16 protein-coding genes are annotated in these 18,423 nt (G+C 51.0%); 11 read left to right on the top strand and 5 right to left on the bottom strand.

The window, feature by feature from the left end:
- Positions 1 to 118 precede the first annotated feature (118 nt).
- From rlmH to pmbA, 8 genes are all read left to right on the top strand, one after another.
- Positions 119 to 586 carry a 23S rRNA (pseudouridine(1915)-N(3))-methyltransferase RlmH gene (gene rlmH / locus METLU_RS0119560; RefSeq protein ID WP_027159706.1) on the top strand — a complete coding sequence of 156 codons (468 nt, stop codon included), beginning with the start codon at positions 119 to 121 and terminating at the stop codon, positions 584 to 586.
- The gene (locus METLU_RS0119565) at positions 586 to 1,158 is read left to right on the top strand and encodes a Maf family protein (RefSeq protein WP_027159707.1); all 573 of its coding nucleotides are present in this window, start codon (positions 586 to 588) and stop codon (positions 1,156 to 1,158) included. Before rlmH ends, METLU_RS0119565 begins: the two co-directional genes overlap by 1 nt.
- Positions 1,159 to 2,613 carry a ribonuclease G gene (gene rng, locus METLU_RS0119570; protein WP_027159708.1) on the top strand — a complete coding sequence of 485 codons (1,455 nt, stop codon included), beginning with the start codon at positions 1,159 to 1,161 and terminating at the stop codon, positions 2,611 to 2,613.
- 91 nt (positions 2,614 to 2,704) lie between these two features.
- Complete coding sequence (locus METLU_RS0119575; protein WP_196806567.1) at positions 2,705 to 6,568, top strand: YhdP family protein; 3,864 nt, start codon at positions 2,705 to 2,707, stop codon at positions 6,566 to 6,568.
- A complete protein-coding gene (locus METLU_RS0119580; protein WP_027159710.1) occupies positions 6,561 to 7,373 on the top strand; it encodes a carbon-nitrogen hydrolase family protein in 813 nt (270 codons plus the stop codon). The genes METLU_RS0119575 and METLU_RS0119580 overlap by 8 nt, the downstream gene beginning before the upstream one ends.
- A 14-nt stretch (positions 7,374 to 7,387) precedes the next feature.
- Positions 7,388 to 7,978: an outer membrane protein assembly factor BamC gene (bamC, locus tag METLU_RS0119585; RefSeq protein ID WP_081679142.1), complete on the top strand. Its 591-nt coding sequence runs from the start codon at positions 7,388 to 7,390 to the stop codon at positions 7,976 to 7,978.
- Between the two features lie 48 nt (positions 7,979 to 8,026).
- The gene (gene tldD / locus METLU_RS0119590; protein WP_027159712.1) at positions 8,027 to 9,466 is read left to right on the top strand and encodes a metalloprotease TldD; all 1,440 of its coding nucleotides are present in this window, start codon (positions 8,027 to 8,029) and stop codon (positions 9,464 to 9,466) included.
- A gap of 131 nt (positions 9,467 to 9,597) precedes the next feature.
- Complete coding sequence (gene pmbA, locus METLU_RS0119595; RefSeq protein ID WP_036243313.1) at positions 9,598 to 10,932, top strand: metalloprotease PmbA; 1,335 nt, start codon at positions 9,598 to 9,600, stop codon at positions 10,930 to 10,932.
- 43 nt (positions 10,933 to 10,975) lie between these two features.
- On the opposite strand, the gene METLU_RS0119600 is transcribed toward pmbA, so the two are convergent.
- Both METLU_RS0119600 and thiO read right to left on the bottom strand, forming a co-directional pair.
- Complete coding sequence (locus METLU_RS0119600; protein WP_027159714.1) at positions 10,976 to 11,989, bottom strand: quinone-dependent dihydroorotate dehydrogenase; 1,014 nt, start codon at positions 11,987 to 11,989, stop codon at positions 10,976 to 10,978.
- A gap of 61 nt (positions 11,990 to 12,050) precedes the next feature.
- A complete protein-coding gene (gene thiO / locus METLU_RS0119605) occupies positions 12,051 to 13,151 on the bottom strand; it encodes a glycine oxidase ThiO (protein WP_027159715.1) in 1,101 nt (366 codons plus the stop codon).
- 331 nt (positions 13,152 to 13,482) lie between these two features.
- On the opposite strand from thiO, the gene METLU_RS0119610 reads away from it, so the two are divergent.
- The 3 genes from METLU_RS0119610 to METLU_RS0119620 all read left to right on the top strand — a co-directional run bounded on the left by METLU_RS0119610 (position 13,483) and on the right by METLU_RS0119620 (position 16,094).
- Positions 13,483 to 14,385, top strand: coding sequence for a porin family protein (locus tag METLU_RS0119610; RefSeq protein WP_027159716.1), 903 nt, complete (start codon positions 13,483 to 13,485; stop codon positions 14,383 to 14,385).
- 162 nt (positions 14,386 to 14,547) lie between these two features.
- Complete coding sequence (gene pip, locus METLU_RS0119615) at positions 14,548 to 15,507, top strand: prolyl aminopeptidase (protein WP_027159717.1); 960 nt, start codon at positions 14,548 to 14,550, stop codon at positions 15,505 to 15,507.
- 14 nt (positions 15,508 to 15,521) lie between these two features.
- Positions 15,522 to 16,094, top strand: coding sequence for a UbiX family flavin prenyltransferase (locus tag METLU_RS0119620; protein WP_027159718.1), 573 nt, complete (start codon positions 15,522 to 15,524; stop codon positions 16,092 to 16,094).
- A gap of 64 nt (positions 16,095 to 16,158) precedes the next feature.
- Here METLU_RS0119620 and pqqE read toward each other — a convergent pair whose 3' ends face one another.
- The 3 genes from pqqE to pqqC all read right to left on the bottom strand — a co-directional run bounded on the left by pqqE (position 16,159) and on the right by pqqC (position 18,423).
- Positions 16,159 to 17,286, bottom strand: a complete 1,128-nt coding sequence (gene pqqE, locus METLU_RS0119625; RefSeq protein ID WP_027159719.1) for a pyrroloquinoline quinone biosynthesis protein PqqE — start codon at positions 17,284 to 17,286, stop codon at positions 16,159 to 16,161.
- Positions 17,264 to 17,536 carry a pyrroloquinoline quinone biosynthesis peptide chaperone PqqD gene (gene pqqD, locus METLU_RS0119630; RefSeq protein WP_027159720.1) on the bottom strand — a complete coding sequence of 91 codons (273 nt, stop codon included), beginning with the start codon at positions 17,534 to 17,536 and terminating at the stop codon, positions 17,264 to 17,266. The genes pqqE and pqqD overlap by 23 nt, the downstream gene beginning before the upstream one ends.
- A gap of 155 nt (positions 17,537 to 17,691) precedes the next feature.
- Complete coding sequence (gene pqqC / locus METLU_RS0119635) at positions 17,692 to 18,423, bottom strand: pyrroloquinoline-quinone synthase PqqC (protein ID WP_027159721.1); 732 nt, start codon at positions 18,421 to 18,423, stop codon at positions 17,692 to 17,694.

Here is an 18,423-nt window from a genome sequence, read left to right on the forward strand (position 1 = left end):
TCGTGTCATTTTCGCCAATATGCGCCTGATGATCGATCGGCAAAATTATTTATTAATGGCCGATCTTGTCTAACAGGCTGCATTGCATCAAAACCGTGATCTCTGTATTCTGCACCGCATGCAAATAAATCTGATTTCAGTAGGAAACCGTATGCCCGGCTGGGTACAGCAAGGCTATGATGAATATGCCAAGCGCTTGCCGCGTGAATGCGAGCTTGTGCTTAAAGAAATTGCTCCAGGTAAAAGGGGGAAGAACAGCGATGTTGCTAGAATCGTCAAGGAAGAAGGCGAGCGTATGCTGGCAGCCATCCCTCAGGGCGCGCATATCGTGACCCTGGACATCCCTGGAAAGCCCTGGACGACTCCCGAACTGGCGCAGGCCATGGAACGTTGGCTGGAAGGCGGGCAGAATATCGCATTACTGGTCGGCGGGCCGGAAGGGCTGTCCGATGCGGTCAAGCAAATGGCCAGGGAATCCTGGAGCTTGTCAAAGCTCACATTTCCGCATCCCTTGGTGCGGATCATCGTGGCCGAGCAGATTTATCGCGCCTGGAGCATCCTTCACAATCATCCCTATCATCGATAATGACTGTTCAGCTTATTCTCGCTTCAGCCTCGCCTCGCCGAAAGGAACTGCTGGACCAAATCAAGGTCACTTATGCGGTCAATCCGGTTGACCTTGATGAAACACCTCGCGTCAACGAGGCGCCGCTGGATTATGTAAAGCGCGTGGCGGCGGAGAAGTCGGCCGCCTGTGTTGAGCAACTGGGCGCCAGTGTACCGGTTCTGGCGGCCGATACGGCCGTGGTATTGGATGATTTGATTCTGGGAAAACCCAAGGATAGAAAGGATGCGGTCGCTATGCTGACACAGCTATCGGGTAGGACGCATCAGGTTTATAGCGCGATTTCGCTCAGAGGGTGCGAACACTGGCAGGCTGTCAGCATTACCGACGTCACGTTCAGGCCTCTAACGGAGCGGGAAATATTGGCTTATTGGCACAGCGGCGAGCCGGTCGATAAAGCTGGAAGCTATGCCATTCAAGGAATGGGCGGGATTTTTGTAGCGTCTATAAAGGGGAGCTTTTCCGGCGTGGTCGGCTTGCCTTTATTCGAAACCGCTAAACTATTGGCTAAACAAGGAATAGAGCTTTTTTAAATGAGCGAAGAAATTTTAATCAATGTTACCCCGCCCGAAACACGCGTGGCCGTTATCGAAAACGGCGTCCTGCAGGAACTGATCATTGAAAGAAGCCGGCAGATAGGCCTGGTGGGCAATATTTATAAAGGCGAAGTGTGCAGGGTACTGCCCGGCATGCAAGCGGCGTTTGTCGATATCGGCCTGCCCCGGGCCGCGTTTCTGCATATTTCCGATTTGTGCAGCAAGGAATTGGAAAAAAAACGCTCGGAAAATATCGAACATTATCTGCATGAGGGTCAGCCCATCGTCGTGCAGGTCGTCAAGGATCCGATTGGCACCAAAGGCGCGCGCTTAACGACGGAGATATCAATTCCCTCGCGGTATCAGGTGTATATGCCTTATGCCAACAATTCCGGCGTATCTCAGCGCATCGAATGCGAAGTCGAAAGAGCCCGGCTGCGCGCGTGCATTGAGTCCTTCCGGCAGCAGTATGACTGCGGCGGTTTTATTGCCAGAACAGCGGCGGAGTGTGTGGAAGAGGCGATATTGTTTTCGGACATGACATTTTTGCTGAAATTATGGGAATCAATTTTGGCCAAAATCGCCACGGCCAAACCCAAGCAGTTCATCCACAAGGATTTGCCGCTCAGCGTCAGGACTTTAAGGGATTTATATAAGGAAGGCATTGAGCGGGTTCGCGTGGATTCCAAGGAAACCTATCATCGTCTGATCGAGTTCGCTGAAGTGTTCGTGCCGGAAATGGTGCCGGTCATCGAGCATTACACTGGCGAATGCCCGGTTTTTGACATTTACAGTGTCGAGGACGAGATCCAAAAAGCGCTGGAGCGCAAAGTCAAATTGAAATCGGGCGGGCATCTGGTGTTCGATCAGACCGAAGCCATGACGACGGTCGATGTCAATACCGGCGGTTATGTCGGCGGCCGTAATCTGGAAGAAACCATTTTCAAGACCAATCTGGAGGCCGCCCAGACGATTTCGCGCCAGCTCAGGCTGAGGAATCTGGGCGGCATCATCATCATCGATTTTATCGATATGCAAAGCGAAGAGCATAAGAAACAGGTCCTGCAGGCTCTGGAGCGCAATCTGGAAAAAGACCACGCCAAGACCAAGATCACCGAGGTGTCGGTGCTGGGTCTCGTGGAAATGACGCGCAAAAGAACCCGCGAAAGCCTGGAGCACGTGCTCTGCGAACCCTGTAAGGCCTGCGGCGGGCGCGGCGTTCTGAAAACGGCCGAATCCATGTGCCTGGAAATATTCCGGGAAATCATCCGCGAGGTCAGGCAATACAATGTCCAGCAGTTGCTGGTGCTGGCATCCAATGAAGTCGTGGAAATGTTGCTCGACGAGGAAGCCGATATGCTGGCCGAATTGGAGGCGTTCCTGGGCGTGCAGATCAAATTCAGAGCGGAGGCGGAATATAATCAGGAGCAGTATGATGTAGTTCTGCTTTAAGATACAAAACCGTAGAGCGGGGTCACTCGCCAAAGAAAACTAACAGCGTTTGTATAAAGCGCAGGATACCAGTAGCAGAACTTTCAATATTGTGCCTGTTTTTGTAATTTACCATCTTACGCGGGCAACGCGGCATCTTATTTTCTGGTCCTTGGTCGCGATAGCCATCGGCTTGAGTGGCGTGCGTGTGTTATTGTCCGGAATCGAGAGTTATAAATCCAATCTGGCAGGCAGTATCGAAGAACTCATTGGCGCGCCTGTGGAAATAGGCCGGTTAGGCGCAAAAATGCGAGGGTTTAGCCCCGAATTGGTGCTCAAAGATATTGCTATTTTATCTTCGGACACGCATAAGAAACCGCCCATCCAATTTAGCGAAATACGCCTGGGCATCAATTTGCTCGATATGTTGATCAACAGGCAATTGTTGTCTTCTTCATGGGTCACGCTGGTCGGCGCCAAACTGACCGTAAAGTATAAACCCGACGGAAGTTTTGCCATCGTCGGACTGAAAGCCAGTGATGGGCAACCGTTGTGGTTAATGCAGGGTGGCAAATATGAGGTTTTACACAGTGAAATCAATTGGCAGGACGAAAAAAACAACAGCCAGCCTCTGATATTCAATGATGTGGATCTGGCGATCATTAATGCCGCCGATGCCAAACGCCACCGCATTAACATGCTCATGAAGCTTCCGCCACAGTACGGCAATGCATTAAAAGTGTCGATGGATCTGGAAGGCAATGTTTTTGAATCTTCCAGCATTCACGGCACGGTTTTTATTGAAGGCAGCAAGATAAAACTGGCCGAGTGGGATAAACTCGGCCTGCCGTTGACTGTGCAGATCGATTCCGGCATCGGCGATTTTAAAGCCTGGACTGATTGGCAAAATTCCCAGCCTGTGTCGATTATTGGCGAAGCGCAAATTCAACAGATGAAACTTGTCCGGAAAGACAAGGGCACATTTCCGGTTGACAGGCTGAAAACCCGGTTTCAATGGCAGGCCAAAGACAATCAGTGGCGGCTTTATGTCAGGGATTTCTGGCTGGAAACAGCCGATGCTCTTAACGGCACGAGTAAAAAGTGGCCGGCTGCCGACTTCAGTGTGTCCGGTAATTTTACTGAAGACAACTTGTCCCGAAAGCTGGCCGTGTTCGTCAAGCAGCTGGATCTGCACGAAGCGTCCGGCATTATCGGCTTCTTCGCCCCTTTGTCGGAGCAGCAGTCAAAGGCACTGACGCAAGCCCGATTAAGAGGCTTGATCGAGAATTTTTCCGTGTTTGCCAATCTGCAAGAGGATCAATTCGCCATTAACGGCAGCTTTACCGGCATCGGCATGGCTCCGCAGCCTTCGATCCCCGGCATGGAGAATTTAACCGGCCACATAAAAGGCACCGATCAAGGTGGCACCGTGCGCCTGGCGACTGAACAGGCCCGGCTAATGTCGCCGGAGCTGTTCCGTAATGCGCTGTCCATCGGCAAGCTGAATGGCATTATAGATTGGCGGCAAACAGACTCGGGCTGGACTTTGGCCAGCCCGATGATCAGGCTCGATAACGCTGATTTTCAGAGCGAAAATCGGTTGCGCATCGTTATTCCCAAAACCGATGGACAGGTTTTCATGGACCTGCAAAGCGCATTCGTCGGGCATGACGTCAGCCAAGTCAAACATTATCTGCCGGCGAATATTATGGGAAAGCCGGTCGTTGACTGGTTGGACCAGGCATTCATCGGCGGCCGCATAAAAAAAGGCGGCATGTTGTTTTACGGTAATCCCGGCGATTTCCCGTTCAAAAATGGCAGCGGCGTCTTTGAAACCCTGTTTGAGGCTGAACAGCTGGAACTGGCTTATCACCCGGAATGGCCGCACATAGCAAACATGGCCGCGGACGTGATGTTTTTAAAAGACGGCTTGCTTGTTGACGTGAAGCAGGGAAGAAGCGACAAAGTTGCGATTAAGCAGGCGCAAGTGGCTATTCCATCGATGGAGGAAAGTGAGTATTTGCAGATCCAGGGACTGGTGGCTGGAGAAATCGGCCAGGCTCTGGGCTTTATGCAACAAACGCCGTTGCATTCGACATACGATGCTTTGCGGGATGTCATTACGCCGGCCGGAAATACCGAGGTGGCGCTGGAGTTGCGGATTCCTTTAGTTGATACGGTCGATGCCAAAGTCGACGGAACAGCGCAGCTGAACAATGCCAAGCTGACCGTAAGCTCGCTGGATTTGCCGGTGAAAGACATTTCCGGCGCCTTGAAATTCAATGAGCAAGGGCTTTATAGCGACACGATCCATGCGACGGCATTAGGCCATACCATTCGGATTAACCTGAACAGCGATGAGATGCAGACTATGGTCAGTGTAGCGGGTCGTGCCGGCGTGGATGACCTGCAAGCGCAATTCACAATGCCCTGGTGGCATATTGCCGAAGGGGAAACCGCTTATCAGTTGCAACTGCGATTGCCGTATGGCGATAAGTCACCCGAACTGACAGTTCAGTCCACATTGGCCGGGGTAGCGCTGGATTTGCCTGATACATTAGGCAAGGATGCTGGACAGGAAAGACCATTATCGCTGAGGTTTAACCTGACTAGTGAAGCGTTATTGCCGATAGAATTGAATTATGACAACAAACTGAAAGCGGCCATTAGCTTGAATGCGAAGCAGCAGCGTATTTATTCGGGTCATGTTCTGGTCGGTGCCGGCGAAGTGAACCAGCCTGGGGAAGCAGGGCTCAAGCTGGAAATCAATCGTGACAGGCTGGATTTGTCGGAATGGTTAAGCCTGTCGAAAGCAGCCGCTCAGAACCAGGAAGATGGCGATGATATGACGAGCGACATCAGGGAAATAAAAATTCATAGTGATCGGGGCATCTGGAAAAAAACCGAGCTGGGCGTTTTCGATTTGGCGCTAAAGCGTGACGGCGGCTATTGGTTCGGCGATATTCGCAGTTCATTCGCCAAAGGAGAAATCCAACTGCCTACTGGCCTTAATGATGGCGATAGCATTAAGCTGAATATGGATTCGCTGGACATTTCGGCTTTAAGGCAGATCAGGCTCGAGGGCGCAGCCATGCATCCTGAACAAACGCCTTTATTGAATATTACGAGCCGTGAAACGCTATGGCATTCAGTCAATATCGGGCAGTTGCTGTTGGAAACCGAGCGCATGCCGGGAGGCATCCGCTTCAAGCGTGTGGAACTGCTCGGGACGGATGAGAAATTGACCTTGTCAGGAACATGGAGACAGTATGAGTCGCAGATAACAGGTCGGCTGGAGACGCCGCACTGGGGCCGGCTGCTCGCACGGCTCGGCATTACAGAAGACATGACCGAAACCAGCGGAGCCATGAATTATGACCTGCACTGGCAAGGCGCGCCGTTTCAATTTTCGTTGGCGAGTCTGAATGGGCGGGTCGATGTCGATTTAATAAACGGGCGTATCCTGAGCATAGAGCCGGGGTTCGGCCGTGTACTGGGCATGCTGGCCATGGCTCAATGGCTCAAGCGCATACAGCTTGATTTTAGCGATGTGTATGAGGAAGGACTGACGTTTAACAGCATCAAAGGGCACTTTGATTTATTAAACGGGGTGGCTAATACCCATGATTTAGCCGTCGATGCCGTGCCTGCAAAGATTACTATTAGCGGGGATACGGATCTTGCCAATGGAACCATAGATCACGATGTGAATGTCGTGCCTAAAAGTTCTGAGGCCGTGCCTATTGCTGGTACAATTATGGGAAAAATAGCCGGCTTGGTCGCGCGCTCGTTGACCGGCGAAGACAAAGAAGGCTTCTTCTTCGGTTCGCAGTATCGCGTGAAAGGCGAGTGGGGGAATGCGGAAATTATTCCGCTGCATGAAAACGATGGTCTGTTGCAGAAAACCTGGAATGGTATTAGCAATTTTCCCTGGTTACAGCAACGTGAGAATAATAAAGAGAGTCAATATGAATAAATGTGCGGCCATACAAATGGCATCAAGTCCCAGTATCAGCGCTAATCTGCTGGAAGCCGACAAGTTGATTGGCGAGGCGGCAAAAGCCGGCGCAAAGCTGGTTGCCTTGCCGGAAAATTTTGCCCTGATGGGTGAGCATGAATCGGATAAGCTCAATGCGAAAGAGCCTGATGGCTCCGGGCCTATCCAGCATTTTTTGTCCTCGGTCGCTAAAAAATACCGCGTTTGGGTGGTCGGAGGCACTATTCCATTGGCTGGCGACAATGACAATAAAACGCGGGCGGCCTGTCTTATTTACAATGACCAGGGCGAGCGAGTGGCGCGCTATGATAAAGTGCACTTGTTCGATGTCAGCGTGCCGGGTACGAATGAGGTTTACCGCGAATCGGATACGATTGAATGCGGCACTGATCCCTTGGTGATCGATACGCCTTTCGGCAAGCTCGGTGTGGCGGTTTGCTATGACCTGCGCTTCCCTGAGTTTTTCCGCAAGATGGTAAAGCAAGGTATGGAAATACTGGTGATTCCCTCCGCGTTTACCGCCGAAACAGGTGCGGCGCATTGGGAAATATTGCTGCGTGCGCGTGCAGTGGAAAATCTGTGCTACGTCATCGCGCCCAACCAGGGCGGCTTTCATCTGAATGGCCGCAAGACCTTTGGACACAGCATGATCATCGACCCGTGGGGTGTCGTGCTGGATTGCTATAAAACCGGCGGCGGTTTCGTCTGCGCGGATATTGATCTGGAGCGCCTGGAAAGAGTCCGCGGCGCATTTCCGGCACTGAATCATCGTCGTTTCTTTTAAAGATATAGTCATCTATGCAAATAACCGTTAAAAATTTAATTCCTGTTGCATTGTTGACTGCGGTCTTGGTTTCCTGTGGAACAACGGAAGAGGCTCATTACCGCGACACCTCTATGCTTGAAAGGCCTCCGACACTGGTCGCCAACAAACCGGCCAATGAACAAAAGGAAGCCGACAGTAACTCCGAGTCGGAAGAGGAAGCCAAAACCGGGCTCGGAACTAAAGTCTATATGACTGATTCAAATTCAACGTTGTTTGTCATCAAGCAGCCTTTCGACGAAGCCTGGAACACTCTTGCTCAAGCTTTAAAGCAACAGGATATCGAAATTACGGATCGTAACCGGGAGGAAAAGGCTTATTATGTCACCTATGATCCTGACGATTATGACCCTGGAAGCTCTTTCTCGTTTTTCAAGGATGACTATGCCGAAGAAGATTATTTGCTAAAACTGGAAGCCAGAGACGACGGAACGGCAATAAGCGCTGAAGCCGTTGATAAAACCAACCCTGATAGTTCATCTGATAATGGCAAACCAACCGATGGTGCAGGGAGATTGTTGAAGTCATTGCATGAAACCCTACGCGATGACCTGAAAAAAGAATAGCGCTCCGGAACTATCTGTTGCGCTAATAACACTAATTTAAATTTTTGTATGGAACTATTAAACCTTGCAAGACAATCAATCCTGACGCCGGCCGGCATACAGGATGGCGATATCGAAAAAATCATGAACCAGCTGCTCAGCGCACCGGTTGATGCGGCGGATATTTATTTTCAGTCCAGCCATTTCGAATCCTGGATCATGGAGGGCGGCATCATAAAAGAAGGCAGCCATAACATCGAGCAGGGCGCCGGCGTACGTGCAGTGTCGGGCGAAAAAACCGGTTTTGCCTACAGCGACCGGATTGAACTGCCAGTACTGCTGGAGGCGGCCAGCAATGTTAAAGCCATCGTCCGGCAAGGACAGGAAGCACAAGTCGGCATCGTGAAAGCAGCCAACTGGCCGCTCTATTATGCGCCGCTGAACCCATTGAAATCCCTGGCGGACCAGCAGAAAATCGATTTGTTGCGCAGGGTCGACATCGAGACTCGCAAGCTGGACAGCCGTATTGAAGAAGTCATCGTCAGCCTGGTCGGTGTTCATGAAAGTATTCTTGTAGCCAATCAGGACGGCTCGCTGGCGGCCGATGTCCGGCCGTTGGTGCGCATGAATGTCACTGTGATCGTACAGGCAAATGGCCGACGCGAGCAGGGCAGCATGGGCGGCGGGGCGCGTAGCGATTACAGCGGTTTCATCGATCATGACAAGGCGCTCGAATACGGCAGGGAAGCGGTCAGACAGGCGCTGGTCAATCTGGAGGCTGTCGAGGCGCCGGCCGGCAACATGACTGTCGTGCTGGGGCCAGGCTGGCCCGGCATTTTGCTGCATGAAGCGATAGGGCACGGCCTGGAAGGCGATTTCAATCGTAAAGGCACGTCCGCATTCAGCGGCAGGGTCGGCCAGCGGGTCGCCTCCGATTTGTGCACTGTTGTCGATGATGGCACGCTGCCAAACCGGCGCGGCTCATTGAGCATCGATGACGAAGGCACGCCGACCGAGAAAACCGTATTGATTGAAAACGGTATTCTGAAAGGTTATATGCAGGACAAGCTCAATGCCCGCCTGATGGGCGTCAAGCCTACCGGCAACGGCCGGCGGGAATCCTATGCGCATCTGCCGATGCCGCGCATGACCAACACCTATATGCTACCTGGGCCGCATAATCCGGAAGAAATCATAAGATCAGTAAAAAAGGGTCTTTACGCGAAGAATTTCGGTGGTGGTCAGGTTGACATTACTTCCGGCAAGTTCGTATTCTCCGCCAGTGAAGCCTATCTGATCGAGGATGGAAAAATCACGCAGGCCGTCAAAGGCGCGACCCTCATCGGCAACGGTCCCGATGTACTGACCAAGGTGTCCATGGTGGGCACCGATCTGGAACTGGACAGCGGCGTCGGCACCTGCGGCAAGGACGGCCAGAGCGTACCGGTCGGCGTCGGTCAGCCTACGCTGAAAATTGACGGGCTGACCGTCGGTGGCACCAGTGTTTAGATGAAGATGAACCATTAGAATTTATAGCTGCCGCGAGGATTGCGAAGATAAACATCTTGTGTTTCTTTGTGGTGAATACAAAAGACACTTTTAGGCGGCACTTAAACCTAAAAACAATAACTTAAGAACATATGTTGCAGACCCAGGAAGAAATCAGCCGATTAAAAACGATTGTTCAGTCCATACTGGATGAGGCTAAAAACCAAGGCGCCAGCGCAGCCGAAGCCGGCTTGAGTCAGGAAAGCGGCTTATCCGTAACGGCTCGCCTCGGCGATGTCGAAACGATAGAGCATCATCGCGATCAGGGGCTTGGCGTGACCGTCTACTTCGGCCAGCGGAAAGGTTCCGCCAGCTCGACGGATTTATCGCCGGAATCGATCAGGGAAACCGTCAGCGCGGCTTGTAGTATTGCCCGCTATACCAGCGAAGACGAATATTCCGGCTTACCGGAAAAAGAACAGCTGGCGACTGAATTTCCGGATCTGGAACTTAGTCATCCGTGGGATCTGCGCGCCGATGAGGCCATCGCGCTGGCTATCGAGTGCGAAAATGCCGCGCGCGGCTATCATGCGGAAATCAGCAATTCTGAAGGCGCATCGGTCAATACCCATCAGGGCATCCGGGTTATGGGCAATACACTGGGCTTTCTGCAAGGGTATGCCTCGACCCGTCACTCACTGAGCTGTTCTGTATTGGCACAACGCGGAGACAGCATGCAACGCGATTACTGGTACACTGTGTCCAGAAATGCTCACAATCTCGAGTCGGCCGCTGATGTCGGCAGAAAAGCTGCTGAACGGACCCTCCGTCGCTTGCAGGGCCGCAGTTTAAGCACTCGGCAATGTCCGGTCATGTACGCGGCCGAGGTCGCTTCGGGGCTTCTGGGGTCGTTTATCAGCGCGATCAGCGGCGGTAACTTGTACCGCAAATCATCATTTTTGCTCGATACGCTCGATACGCAAGTTTTTCCCGAATTTGTCCGTATTCACGAGCAACCGCGTTTAAAAGGTGCCTTGGGCAGTGCCAATTATGATGGCGAAGGCGTCGCTACTCAAACGCGCGATATCGTCAGCAACGGCATTCTGCGCGGCTATGTTCTGGGCACCTATTCGGCCCGCAAGCTCGGCATGCGCAGTACCGGCAATGCCGGCGGCGTGCATAATTTAACGATTGATCCTGGTGAATATGATTATCTGGGCATGTTAAAACAGCTCAATACCGGTTTATTGGTGACAGAACTGATGGGGCAAGGCGTCAATACGGTGACGGGCGACTATTCGCGCGGCGCTGCCGGATTCTGGGTCGAAAACGGCGAAATACAATATCCGGTCGAAGAAATCACGATCGCCGGAAATCTGAGAGACATGTTTAAAAATATCGTGGCCGTCGGCAGCGATGTCGATTACCGCAGCAATATCCGTACGGGTTCAATACTGGTTGAACGCATGTCTATTGCCGGGCAATAAACCATTCAAGTGACAGGGCGATGCGCTGATCGCCCTGGTCAAATCACAGGCTTTTTACAATATCTTCTACCAACTGCGGCCCTTTATAAATAAGACCGCTGTATATCTGCACCAGACTTGCACCTGCCGCTATTTTTTCTTGGGCATCGGCAGCGCTCAAAATCCCACCGGCCGCGATAATCGGGCAGCGACCATTCAATTCGGCGGTCAGTTCGCGCACGACTGCGGTAGACTTATCCTTGACCGGTGCGCCGCTCAATCCCCCCATTTCATGCGCCAGTGGATGCCCTGCAATCATGTCGCGCGCAATAGTGGTATTTGTGGCGATGACGCCGTCGATTTCAAATTCCAGCAGCAGCTTGGCAATATGATTGATTTCATCGGTTGTCAGATCCGGCGCGATTTTCAGTACCAGAGGCACGTATTTGCCGTGTTCCTGTTGTAGCTTGAGCTGTTCTTCTTTTAACGCGGAAATCAGGCTTTTGATCTCATCGCCTTGTTGCAGTTGACGCAGATTCTTCGTATTTGGAGATGAAATATTGATCGTGACGTAACTGGCCGAGCTATAGGCTTTGCGCAAGCCGATCAGATAATCGTCGACGGCGTTTTCAATCGGAGTGTCGAAATTCTTACCGATATTAATGCCCAATATGCCGGTGTAACGGCTTTGTTTGACCTGTGCCAGCAAGTGATCGATTCCATGATTATTAAACCCCATGCGGTTTATGATAGCCTGGTGCTCAGGCAGCCTGAACAGCCGTGGTTTCGGATTGCCCGGCTGCGGCCTCGGTGTTACGGTGCCTATTTCTACAAAGCCGAAGCCTAAAGCGGCCAAGCTGTCCAGGTAGTCGCCGTTCTTGTCCAGGCCTGCTGCCAGGCCGACAGGATTCTTGAATTCCAGACCCATGAGCCTGACCGGTTTGTCTTCGATGGCCGGATAGATCAATTTTGATAAGCCGGACGCATGCGCCGCATTTAATAGTTTCAGTGTGACTTCATGAGCTGTTTCCGGATCAAGCGAAAATAACAGAGGGCGGAGTAAGGGATAAAGATTCATAGGCTGTGTTAGTGCTTCGGGCAAATAAGTTCAATAAAAAATCCGTTGGGCGGCTTTCTGACTAATGTGGGCTCGATAATCTATAAGGTTCCGACGCCACAACCGCAGGGCGGTCCAGGATAAGATCGACCATCAGTTGCGCCGAAGCGGGCCCCATCGCCAATCCGTTTCTGAAATGGCCGGCATTCAGGCTTAAATTAGCGATTTCAGGATGCTTATCAATATACGGCACGCCATGTTTGGTGCCCGGCCGTAAACCGGCCCAATGGTTTATCAGCGGATAGTTTTTAAGCGCGGGCAGCAGATTTAACGCGAAACTCTCCAGCCGGTCCCGGGCTTCCGTCGTCGTAGTCTTGTTGAAATCATCCTGTTCCACTGTGCTGCCTGCCAGGATTTTTCCGTCCAGGCGCGGAATCAGGTATTGGTCTTCATCCAGCACCATGTACGGCAATGTGTCCGGCCTGGCGTCAAACAACAGCATTTGGCCTTTGACAGGTGCGATTTCAGGCGCATGGCCAATAGACGGAAAAAACTGTTGAAACAATTGTCCGGTCCAGGCGCCCGCGCAAAGAATCAATTGGTTGACAGCAAACTGGCCGGTGCTGGTGGTGATAGAGGTAATGCGGCCTTGCGCCAGCGTAACGTCTTCTAGCTCGCATTGTTCAATCAGGCGGATGCCTTTGTTTATCAGGTCCTGCTTTAGCGATTTGACCAGACGGGGGTTGCGCGCCTGTGCGATATCAGGCATCCAGAGCGGGTTATCGGGTTGTGTATTGAGCAGATTGAAAAATTCGGCGCCGGCTGATTCAAAACGGACGTCGTTAGCGCGGCACCAATTGGTGGCGGCAGCAATATCAGGATTTTTAGCCATCAGCAATCCGCAGGGATTCCATTCCGGGTCTATTCCGGCTTCGGCTTTCAGTTGCGAAGCCAACGCGGGATATAAAATCAGACTTTGTATGACCAGTCGCGTAATTGCATCCGGTTGTCGCCACGGATAAAGCGGCAGCAAAATGCCCCCGCCGGCCCACGAGGACTCCCGCCCGATCTGATTTTTTTCGATAACAGTCACTGTAGCGCCTGCCTGGAAAAATTCACGAGCGGTTAAGAGGCCGATAACGCCCCCGCCTATAATAGTAATATCCGGGATTTTGTTGTTCATAAGATAAAAAATATTTGGATAAGCAAATATGCTGCTAATGGTAAATATTTGCATTATAACTTACCCAAAAGATTGCGCAGCACGGCAAAAAATTTAGTCGAGCTTAAGAGGCTACATTGAGACAAATCTGTTGTTTTTTAAATACAAATTAATAAATAAAACTAATCTTCTTTGATTACTTATTGATAATTAAGGACTTTTTTTTGCAAAAAAATTGATGTTAAAACTTGTAGCGAATCAGTTTTACTGCTATATTTAGCCCGTGAAAAAGGCTTTGTTGTAAGAAGGCAAATTTTATAAATAATAACAACCACCTCATGAGGGGGAAGTAATGACTTTTACAAAAACTAAATTAGCGCTGGGTATCGCCACAGCAACATTAACCATGGCGGGTGCCCTGGTTTCTCCACAAGCAGTCGCTCATTCCAAAGCAGAGCGAGTTGCCGAGTCTGCCAACAGCAGGGCCGAAGCACTAGAAGCCCAAATGAACCAGATGCAACAAATGATGCAGTCCATGCAGTCTGAACTGAACCGCGTCAAAGCTGAATCAACTCGTCCTTCCGCAGAATCTGAAAAAGTCCAGGAACTGGATCAATGGATGACATCGGTTAAATCTCAACCTGTTGAAGCAGACGATCACCACGATAATACTCTTTTCTTCCGTGGCGGTTATGCTCACTCAGATAACGCTAGAAATGGTGTTTCCATTGAAAGTACTGTAGCGCCAGTTGGTGCCCAAGATCAGTCTGATACCGATGCATGGTATATCGGTGCAGGTTTTGATTTTGGTTTGACTCATGATGTCTGGGGGTTGATGGACAATACCCAAGTGTTGGCTGAATTGATGTTCGAATACAAAGAGTTTGGCGCGAATGTACAAGGAAATGCTTTAGCAAATATGCCAACTCAGTTAGCTGGCGGCGCTTTAAATCCTCGTTCTGTGACTGTCAATCAATTAACTTTGACCGCAGCGCCTAAAATCAAATTCATGGAAGGCAGTGACTTCAGACCTTGGGTCATCCCAGTCGGTTTAGGTTTGCACGTTATCAGTCCGCCCTCTGAGTCTATTACCGTGTTGAATCCAGGCATCATGTTCGGTGGCGGTGCGGATTACAGAGTATGGAAAGATATCTTCATCGGTGCTGATGCCCGTTACCATCTAACCGGTGGGGCTGCTGACGGGGTAAATACCGATGGTTTCACAGCCGGTGGTTACTTAGGAATAGGCTTCTAAGCTAAGAACTTAAAAACTGATCCTATAAAAAAGGGAGGGTGTGCCCCTCCCTTTTTTTATGCACGGAGAAAAAATAAGCGCAAGGCGAAAGGCTCAAGGTAAAATAGCATTTTTTCTGGTTTCTGCGCTCGCAGAAGCCAAGCAAAATGAATGCTATAAGCCATGAAACCCCTTTATCCTGAAATCCTGCCCTACCAAACATTTTTTCTGGAAACCGGTAGCAAACATGTTGTTTATGTAGAGCAATCCGGCAATCCAGGCGGCCTGCCGGTGATTTTTCTGCATGGCGGGCCATGCTCCGGCACCAAGCCTGATCACCGGCGCTTTTTCAATCCCGAAAAATATCGCATTATTCTGTTTGACCAACGCGGCTGCGGTCAATCTGTGCCGTTCGGCGAGCTTGAAGGCAATACCACACAGGATCTGATCGATGATATGGAACGCATCCGCAAACGGCTCAGCATCGATCAATGGCTGCTGTTCGGCGGCTCCTGGGGTGGTGCGCTGGCATTGCTATATGCACAGCAGCATACCGAGAAAGTGATGGGCATGATAATTCGCGGTGTGTTCCTGGTAAGGCGGCAGGATCTGGACTGGTTCGCTAAATCAGGCGCAGGGCTGATTTATCCTGAACAATGGCAGCACCTGCTTGAAAGTATCCCCGAATCGAGCCGCAAAAATCCGGTGCAAGGGATATGCGATGCATTATGGAGTGATGATGAAGTGGCAAAGCGCCGTGTCGCCAAGGCATGGATGGCATGGGGCGGGCAGGTAGCTTTAGGCAGGGATTATCGGCCCGGTTCGGAAACCGATCATGTCACGGAAAAAATGGTCAAACAAGTAAGCATGGAAATGCATTACGCCCGAAATCATTATTTTATTCGCGAGAATCAGATTCTGGAGAATTGCGACAGGTTGCGCCCGATTCCAACTGCCATCATTCATGGGCGCAATGATCTGGTGTGTCCCATGGAAGCCGGCATGAAGCTGCATCAGGTATTGCCCGAGGCTGAATATATTGTCCTGCCCAATTCCGGGCATGTCGCCCAAGGCGAAGAAATGGTCGATGCGCTGGTTTCAGCGACTGATAAATTTGCTGAGAAGCGGGCTTTTACCTCATAGGTTTATTTGAATAGATGAATAAAAAACGTTTGATCATCGCCATGACGGGCGCTACCGGCGCGATCTATGGTGTAAGAATGTTGCAGGTATTGCTGCAGCTGGACGACTGGGAAACGCATCTGGTGATTTCATCGGCCGGTCTTGTGAATCTGAAGCATGAGCTGGATATGGGGCGCTCAGAGCTGTATGAGTTGGCCGATGTGGTGCATGGTATTGATGACATTGCTGCCAGTATTGCCAGTGGAAGCTTCAAGACGGAAGGCATGGTTATCGCGCCATGCTCAATGAAAACGCTGGCTGCGGTCGCGCATGGTTTTGGCGACAACCTGATCTCGCGTGGCGCCGATGTCGTATTAAAGGAGCGGCGCCGGCTTGTGGTCATGCCCAGGGAAACTCCACTGAATCTGGTCCATATCCGGAATATGGCCGTTGTGACCGAAATGGGTGGCATTATCTTCCCGCCGATGCCGGCTTTTTACAGTAAAACGGACTCGATGGCGGCGATGGTTGATGAAGCCGTGGGTCGGGTCCTGGATATGTTCGGTGTCAATGTGGAGGGTTTATATGAACCCTGGCAGGGGCTGTAGGCTTAATGCAGGCTGCTAGATTGTCCAGGGCCGAATGAATTCGGCCCTGGATGCGTGCAGTTTTTTAAGATAAGGTGCGCGAGTTTTTGCTGTTGCGGAAAATCAGCGGTTTCTCATCGGCAGCTAAGGCTGTAGCTCTGGCAGAATCTATTGCGTGTTGAATGACGGCGTGGTTCGGCGATTTGCTGCAGACCGGATCAGCATCGTACATGTCGCCCGTCAAAAGATAGGCCTGACAGCGGCAACCGCCGAAGTCCTTTTCCTTCTCATGGCAACTGCGGCACGGTTCGTTCATCCATTCAAAGCCGCGGAAGAAATTGAATGCTTTTGACTCGTTCCAGATCTGTTCAATGCTGTAGTCCTTGACGTTGGGGCAATCGAGGCCCGGCAGTTCGCGCGCGGAGTGACAAGGCAGCGCGGCACCGTCAGGGGCGATGGTCAGGAACGTCGTGCCCCAGCCGTTCATGCAGGCTTTGGGACGGTCCTCATAGAAATCCGGTACGACATAGTAAATTTTCATCCGGCCGACGACTTTTTCTTTAAAGGCCTGAGCGATTTGCTCGGCTTGCTCGAACTGTTCTTTGGTGGGCAGTAATAAATCGCGGTTGGCATGCGCCCAGCCATAGTATTGAGTATTAGCCAGTTCCAGGTAATCAGCACCGAGTTCTTCGGCCATCTCCAGTATTTGAGGCATCTGATGGATGTTTTCGCGATGTATGACCACGCACAGCACCATCGGATAGCCGTGTTTCTTGACCAGATGCGCGACTTCTCTTTTATGTTGATAGGACTCCGTGCCGGCCAGATGATCGCTCAATTCCTGCGTGCTGGCCTGAATGCTGACCTGAATATGATCGAGCCCCGCTTCCTTGAGCTGAATTATTTTTTCTTCGGTCAGGCCGTAACCTGAGGTGATCAAATTGGAATAATAACCCAGTTCCCGTGCATGTTTGACTAGATCGGCCAGGTCTTTACGTGTCAGTGGTTCGCCGCCTGAAAAGCCTAGTTGCACCGCGCCCATTTTGCGCGCTTGGCTCAGTACGCGTTTCCAGTCTTCCGTCGTCAATTCGGACTGGTGTTTCGCGTAGTCGATCGGGTTGGAGCAGTAAGGGCATTGCAGCGGGCAGGCATAGGTGAGTTCCGCCAGCAGCCAGCGAGGCGGTGTGATTTTAGTTTTGTTGAATCCAGCCATTTTTTAAAGCAATTTCCAGGAAAGAGGTAATATCATTGGTAAGACCCGTGGTGGCGAATTTCTGTTCCAGATCATTGACGATTTGGGCAAGATTGCGCGTGCCGTCACACAATTTCAGGATTTCCGCGGAACTCTGGTTAAGCTCCACCATGCCTTCCGGATAGAGAATAACATCTTTCTGCTGGACTTCTTCCCATTGCAGTCGGTGCATGGGTGAAAACTTGAAGGGGAGATCGGGATTGATAGTCATTTTGATCGTTCGGTAGTGGTTGGTTACGAGAAGAAGATTGGAAAATAATCTCGTCATTACCCTGAAAACAAAAACCGCAGAGAGCACTGAGTTTAATGTTAAATGCTTTCTCTGTGCCTCTGCGATGAAAATGGTTTGATAGATTTACAGTTCGCTTATGCTTCAATATTGAAATATGGCGGCATATTATGAATATAAGCCATATACATTGCATCGGCCATGGTCCAGAGCACATCCAGTTTAAATTTCAGGATTTGGATCATGCGCTCTTGCTGTTCGCGGGTTTTATACCAGTCCAGTGTAATCGTCAGGCCGTGCTCTACATCGCGCCGCGCTTCAGTCAGGCGTTTTCGGAAGTAGATGTAGCCTTCCTTGTCTACCCACGGGTAATGTTCGGGCCAGTTGTCGAGGCGTTGCTGGTGGATTTTAGGCGCGAACAGTTCGGTCAGCGATGAACTGGCTGCTTCATGCCATTCGGCCCTGCGCGCGAAGTTCACATAAGCATCGACGGCAAAACGAACACCCGGCAGGACGTATTTTTGTGAAGTGATTTCTTCGCGCGTCAAGCCGACCGCCATGCCCAGTTGTATCCAGGCTTCAATGCCGCCGGGATCGCCAGGATGACCGTCATGATCCAGAATGCGCTGAACCCAGAGCGCGCGTGTTTCACGGTCCGGGCAGTTAGCTAAAATATTAGCGTCTTTAATGGGAATGCTGACCTGATAATAAAAGCGGTTGGCAACCCAGCCTTGTAGCTGTTCTTTAGTGAGTTTGCCTTCATTCATCAGCGTATGGTAAGGGTGATGAATGTGATAATACTTCTCCATGCCCCGCAGTTGGGCTTCAAACTCTTCTTTGGTCCACGCTTGGTTGTCAGAGCAGCTCAT

It is taken from the genome of Methylobacter luteus IMV-B-3098 (genome assembly GCF_000427625.1).
In the GTDB taxonomy this organism is placed as follows: domain Bacteria; phylum Pseudomonadota; class Gammaproteobacteria; order Methylococcales; family Methylomonadaceae; genus Methylobacter; species Methylobacter luteus.

Bases quoted from the DNA above. Each gene is read 5' to 3' on its own strand.
- rlmH (WP_027159706.1), top strand. From the start codon at position 119: ATGCAAATAAATCTGATTTCAGTAGGAAACCGTATGCCCGGCTGGGTA.
- METLU_RS0119565 (WP_027159707.1), top strand. From the start codon at position 586: ATGACTGTTCAGCTTATTCTCGCTTCAGCCTCGCCTCGCCGAAAGGAA.
- rng (WP_027159708.1), top strand. From the start codon at position 1,159: ATGAGCGAAGAAATTTTAATCAATGTTACCCCGCCCGAAACACGCGTG.
- METLU_RS0119580 (WP_027159710.1), top strand. From the start codon at position 6,561: ATGAATAAATGTGCGGCCATACAAATGGCATCAAGTCCCAGTATCAGC.
- bamC (WP_081679142.1), top strand. From the start codon at position 7,388: ATGCAAATAACCGTTAAAAATTTAATTCCTGTTGCATTGTTGACTGCG.
- tldD (WP_027159712.1), top strand. From the start codon at position 8,027: ATGGAACTATTAAACCTTGCAAGACAATCAATCCTGACGCCGGCCGGC.
- pmbA (WP_036243313.1), top strand. From the start codon at position 9,598: ATGTTGCAGACCCAGGAAGAAATCAGCCGATTAAAAACGATTGTTCAG.
- METLU_RS0119600 (WP_027159714.1), bottom strand. From the start codon at position 11,989: ATGAATCTTTATCCCTTACTCCGCCCTCTGTTATTTTCGCTTGATCCG.
- thiO (WP_027159715.1), bottom strand. From the start codon at position 13,151: ATGAACAACAAAATCCCGGATATTACTATTATAGGCGGGGGCGTTATC.
- METLU_RS0119610 (WP_027159716.1), top strand. From the start codon at position 13,483: ATGACTTTTACAAAAACTAAATTAGCGCTGGGTATCGCCACAGCAACA.
- pip (WP_027159717.1), top strand. From the start codon at position 14,548: ATGAAACCCCTTTATCCTGAAATCCTGCCCTACCAAACATTTTTTCTG.
- METLU_RS0119620 (WP_027159718.1), top strand. From the start codon at position 15,522: ATGAATAAAAAACGTTTGATCATCGCCATGACGGGCGCTACCGGCGCG.
- pqqE (WP_027159719.1), bottom strand. From the start codon at position 17,286: ATGGCTGGATTCAACAAAACTAAAATCACACCGCCTCGCTGGCTGCTG.
- pqqD (WP_027159720.1), bottom strand. From the start codon at position 17,536: ATGACTATCAATCCCGATCTCCCCTTCAAGTTTTCACCCATGCACCGA.
- pqqC (WP_027159721.1), bottom strand. From the start codon at position 18,423: ATGAGCTGCTCTGACAACCAAGCGTGGACCAAAGAAGAGTTTGAAGCC.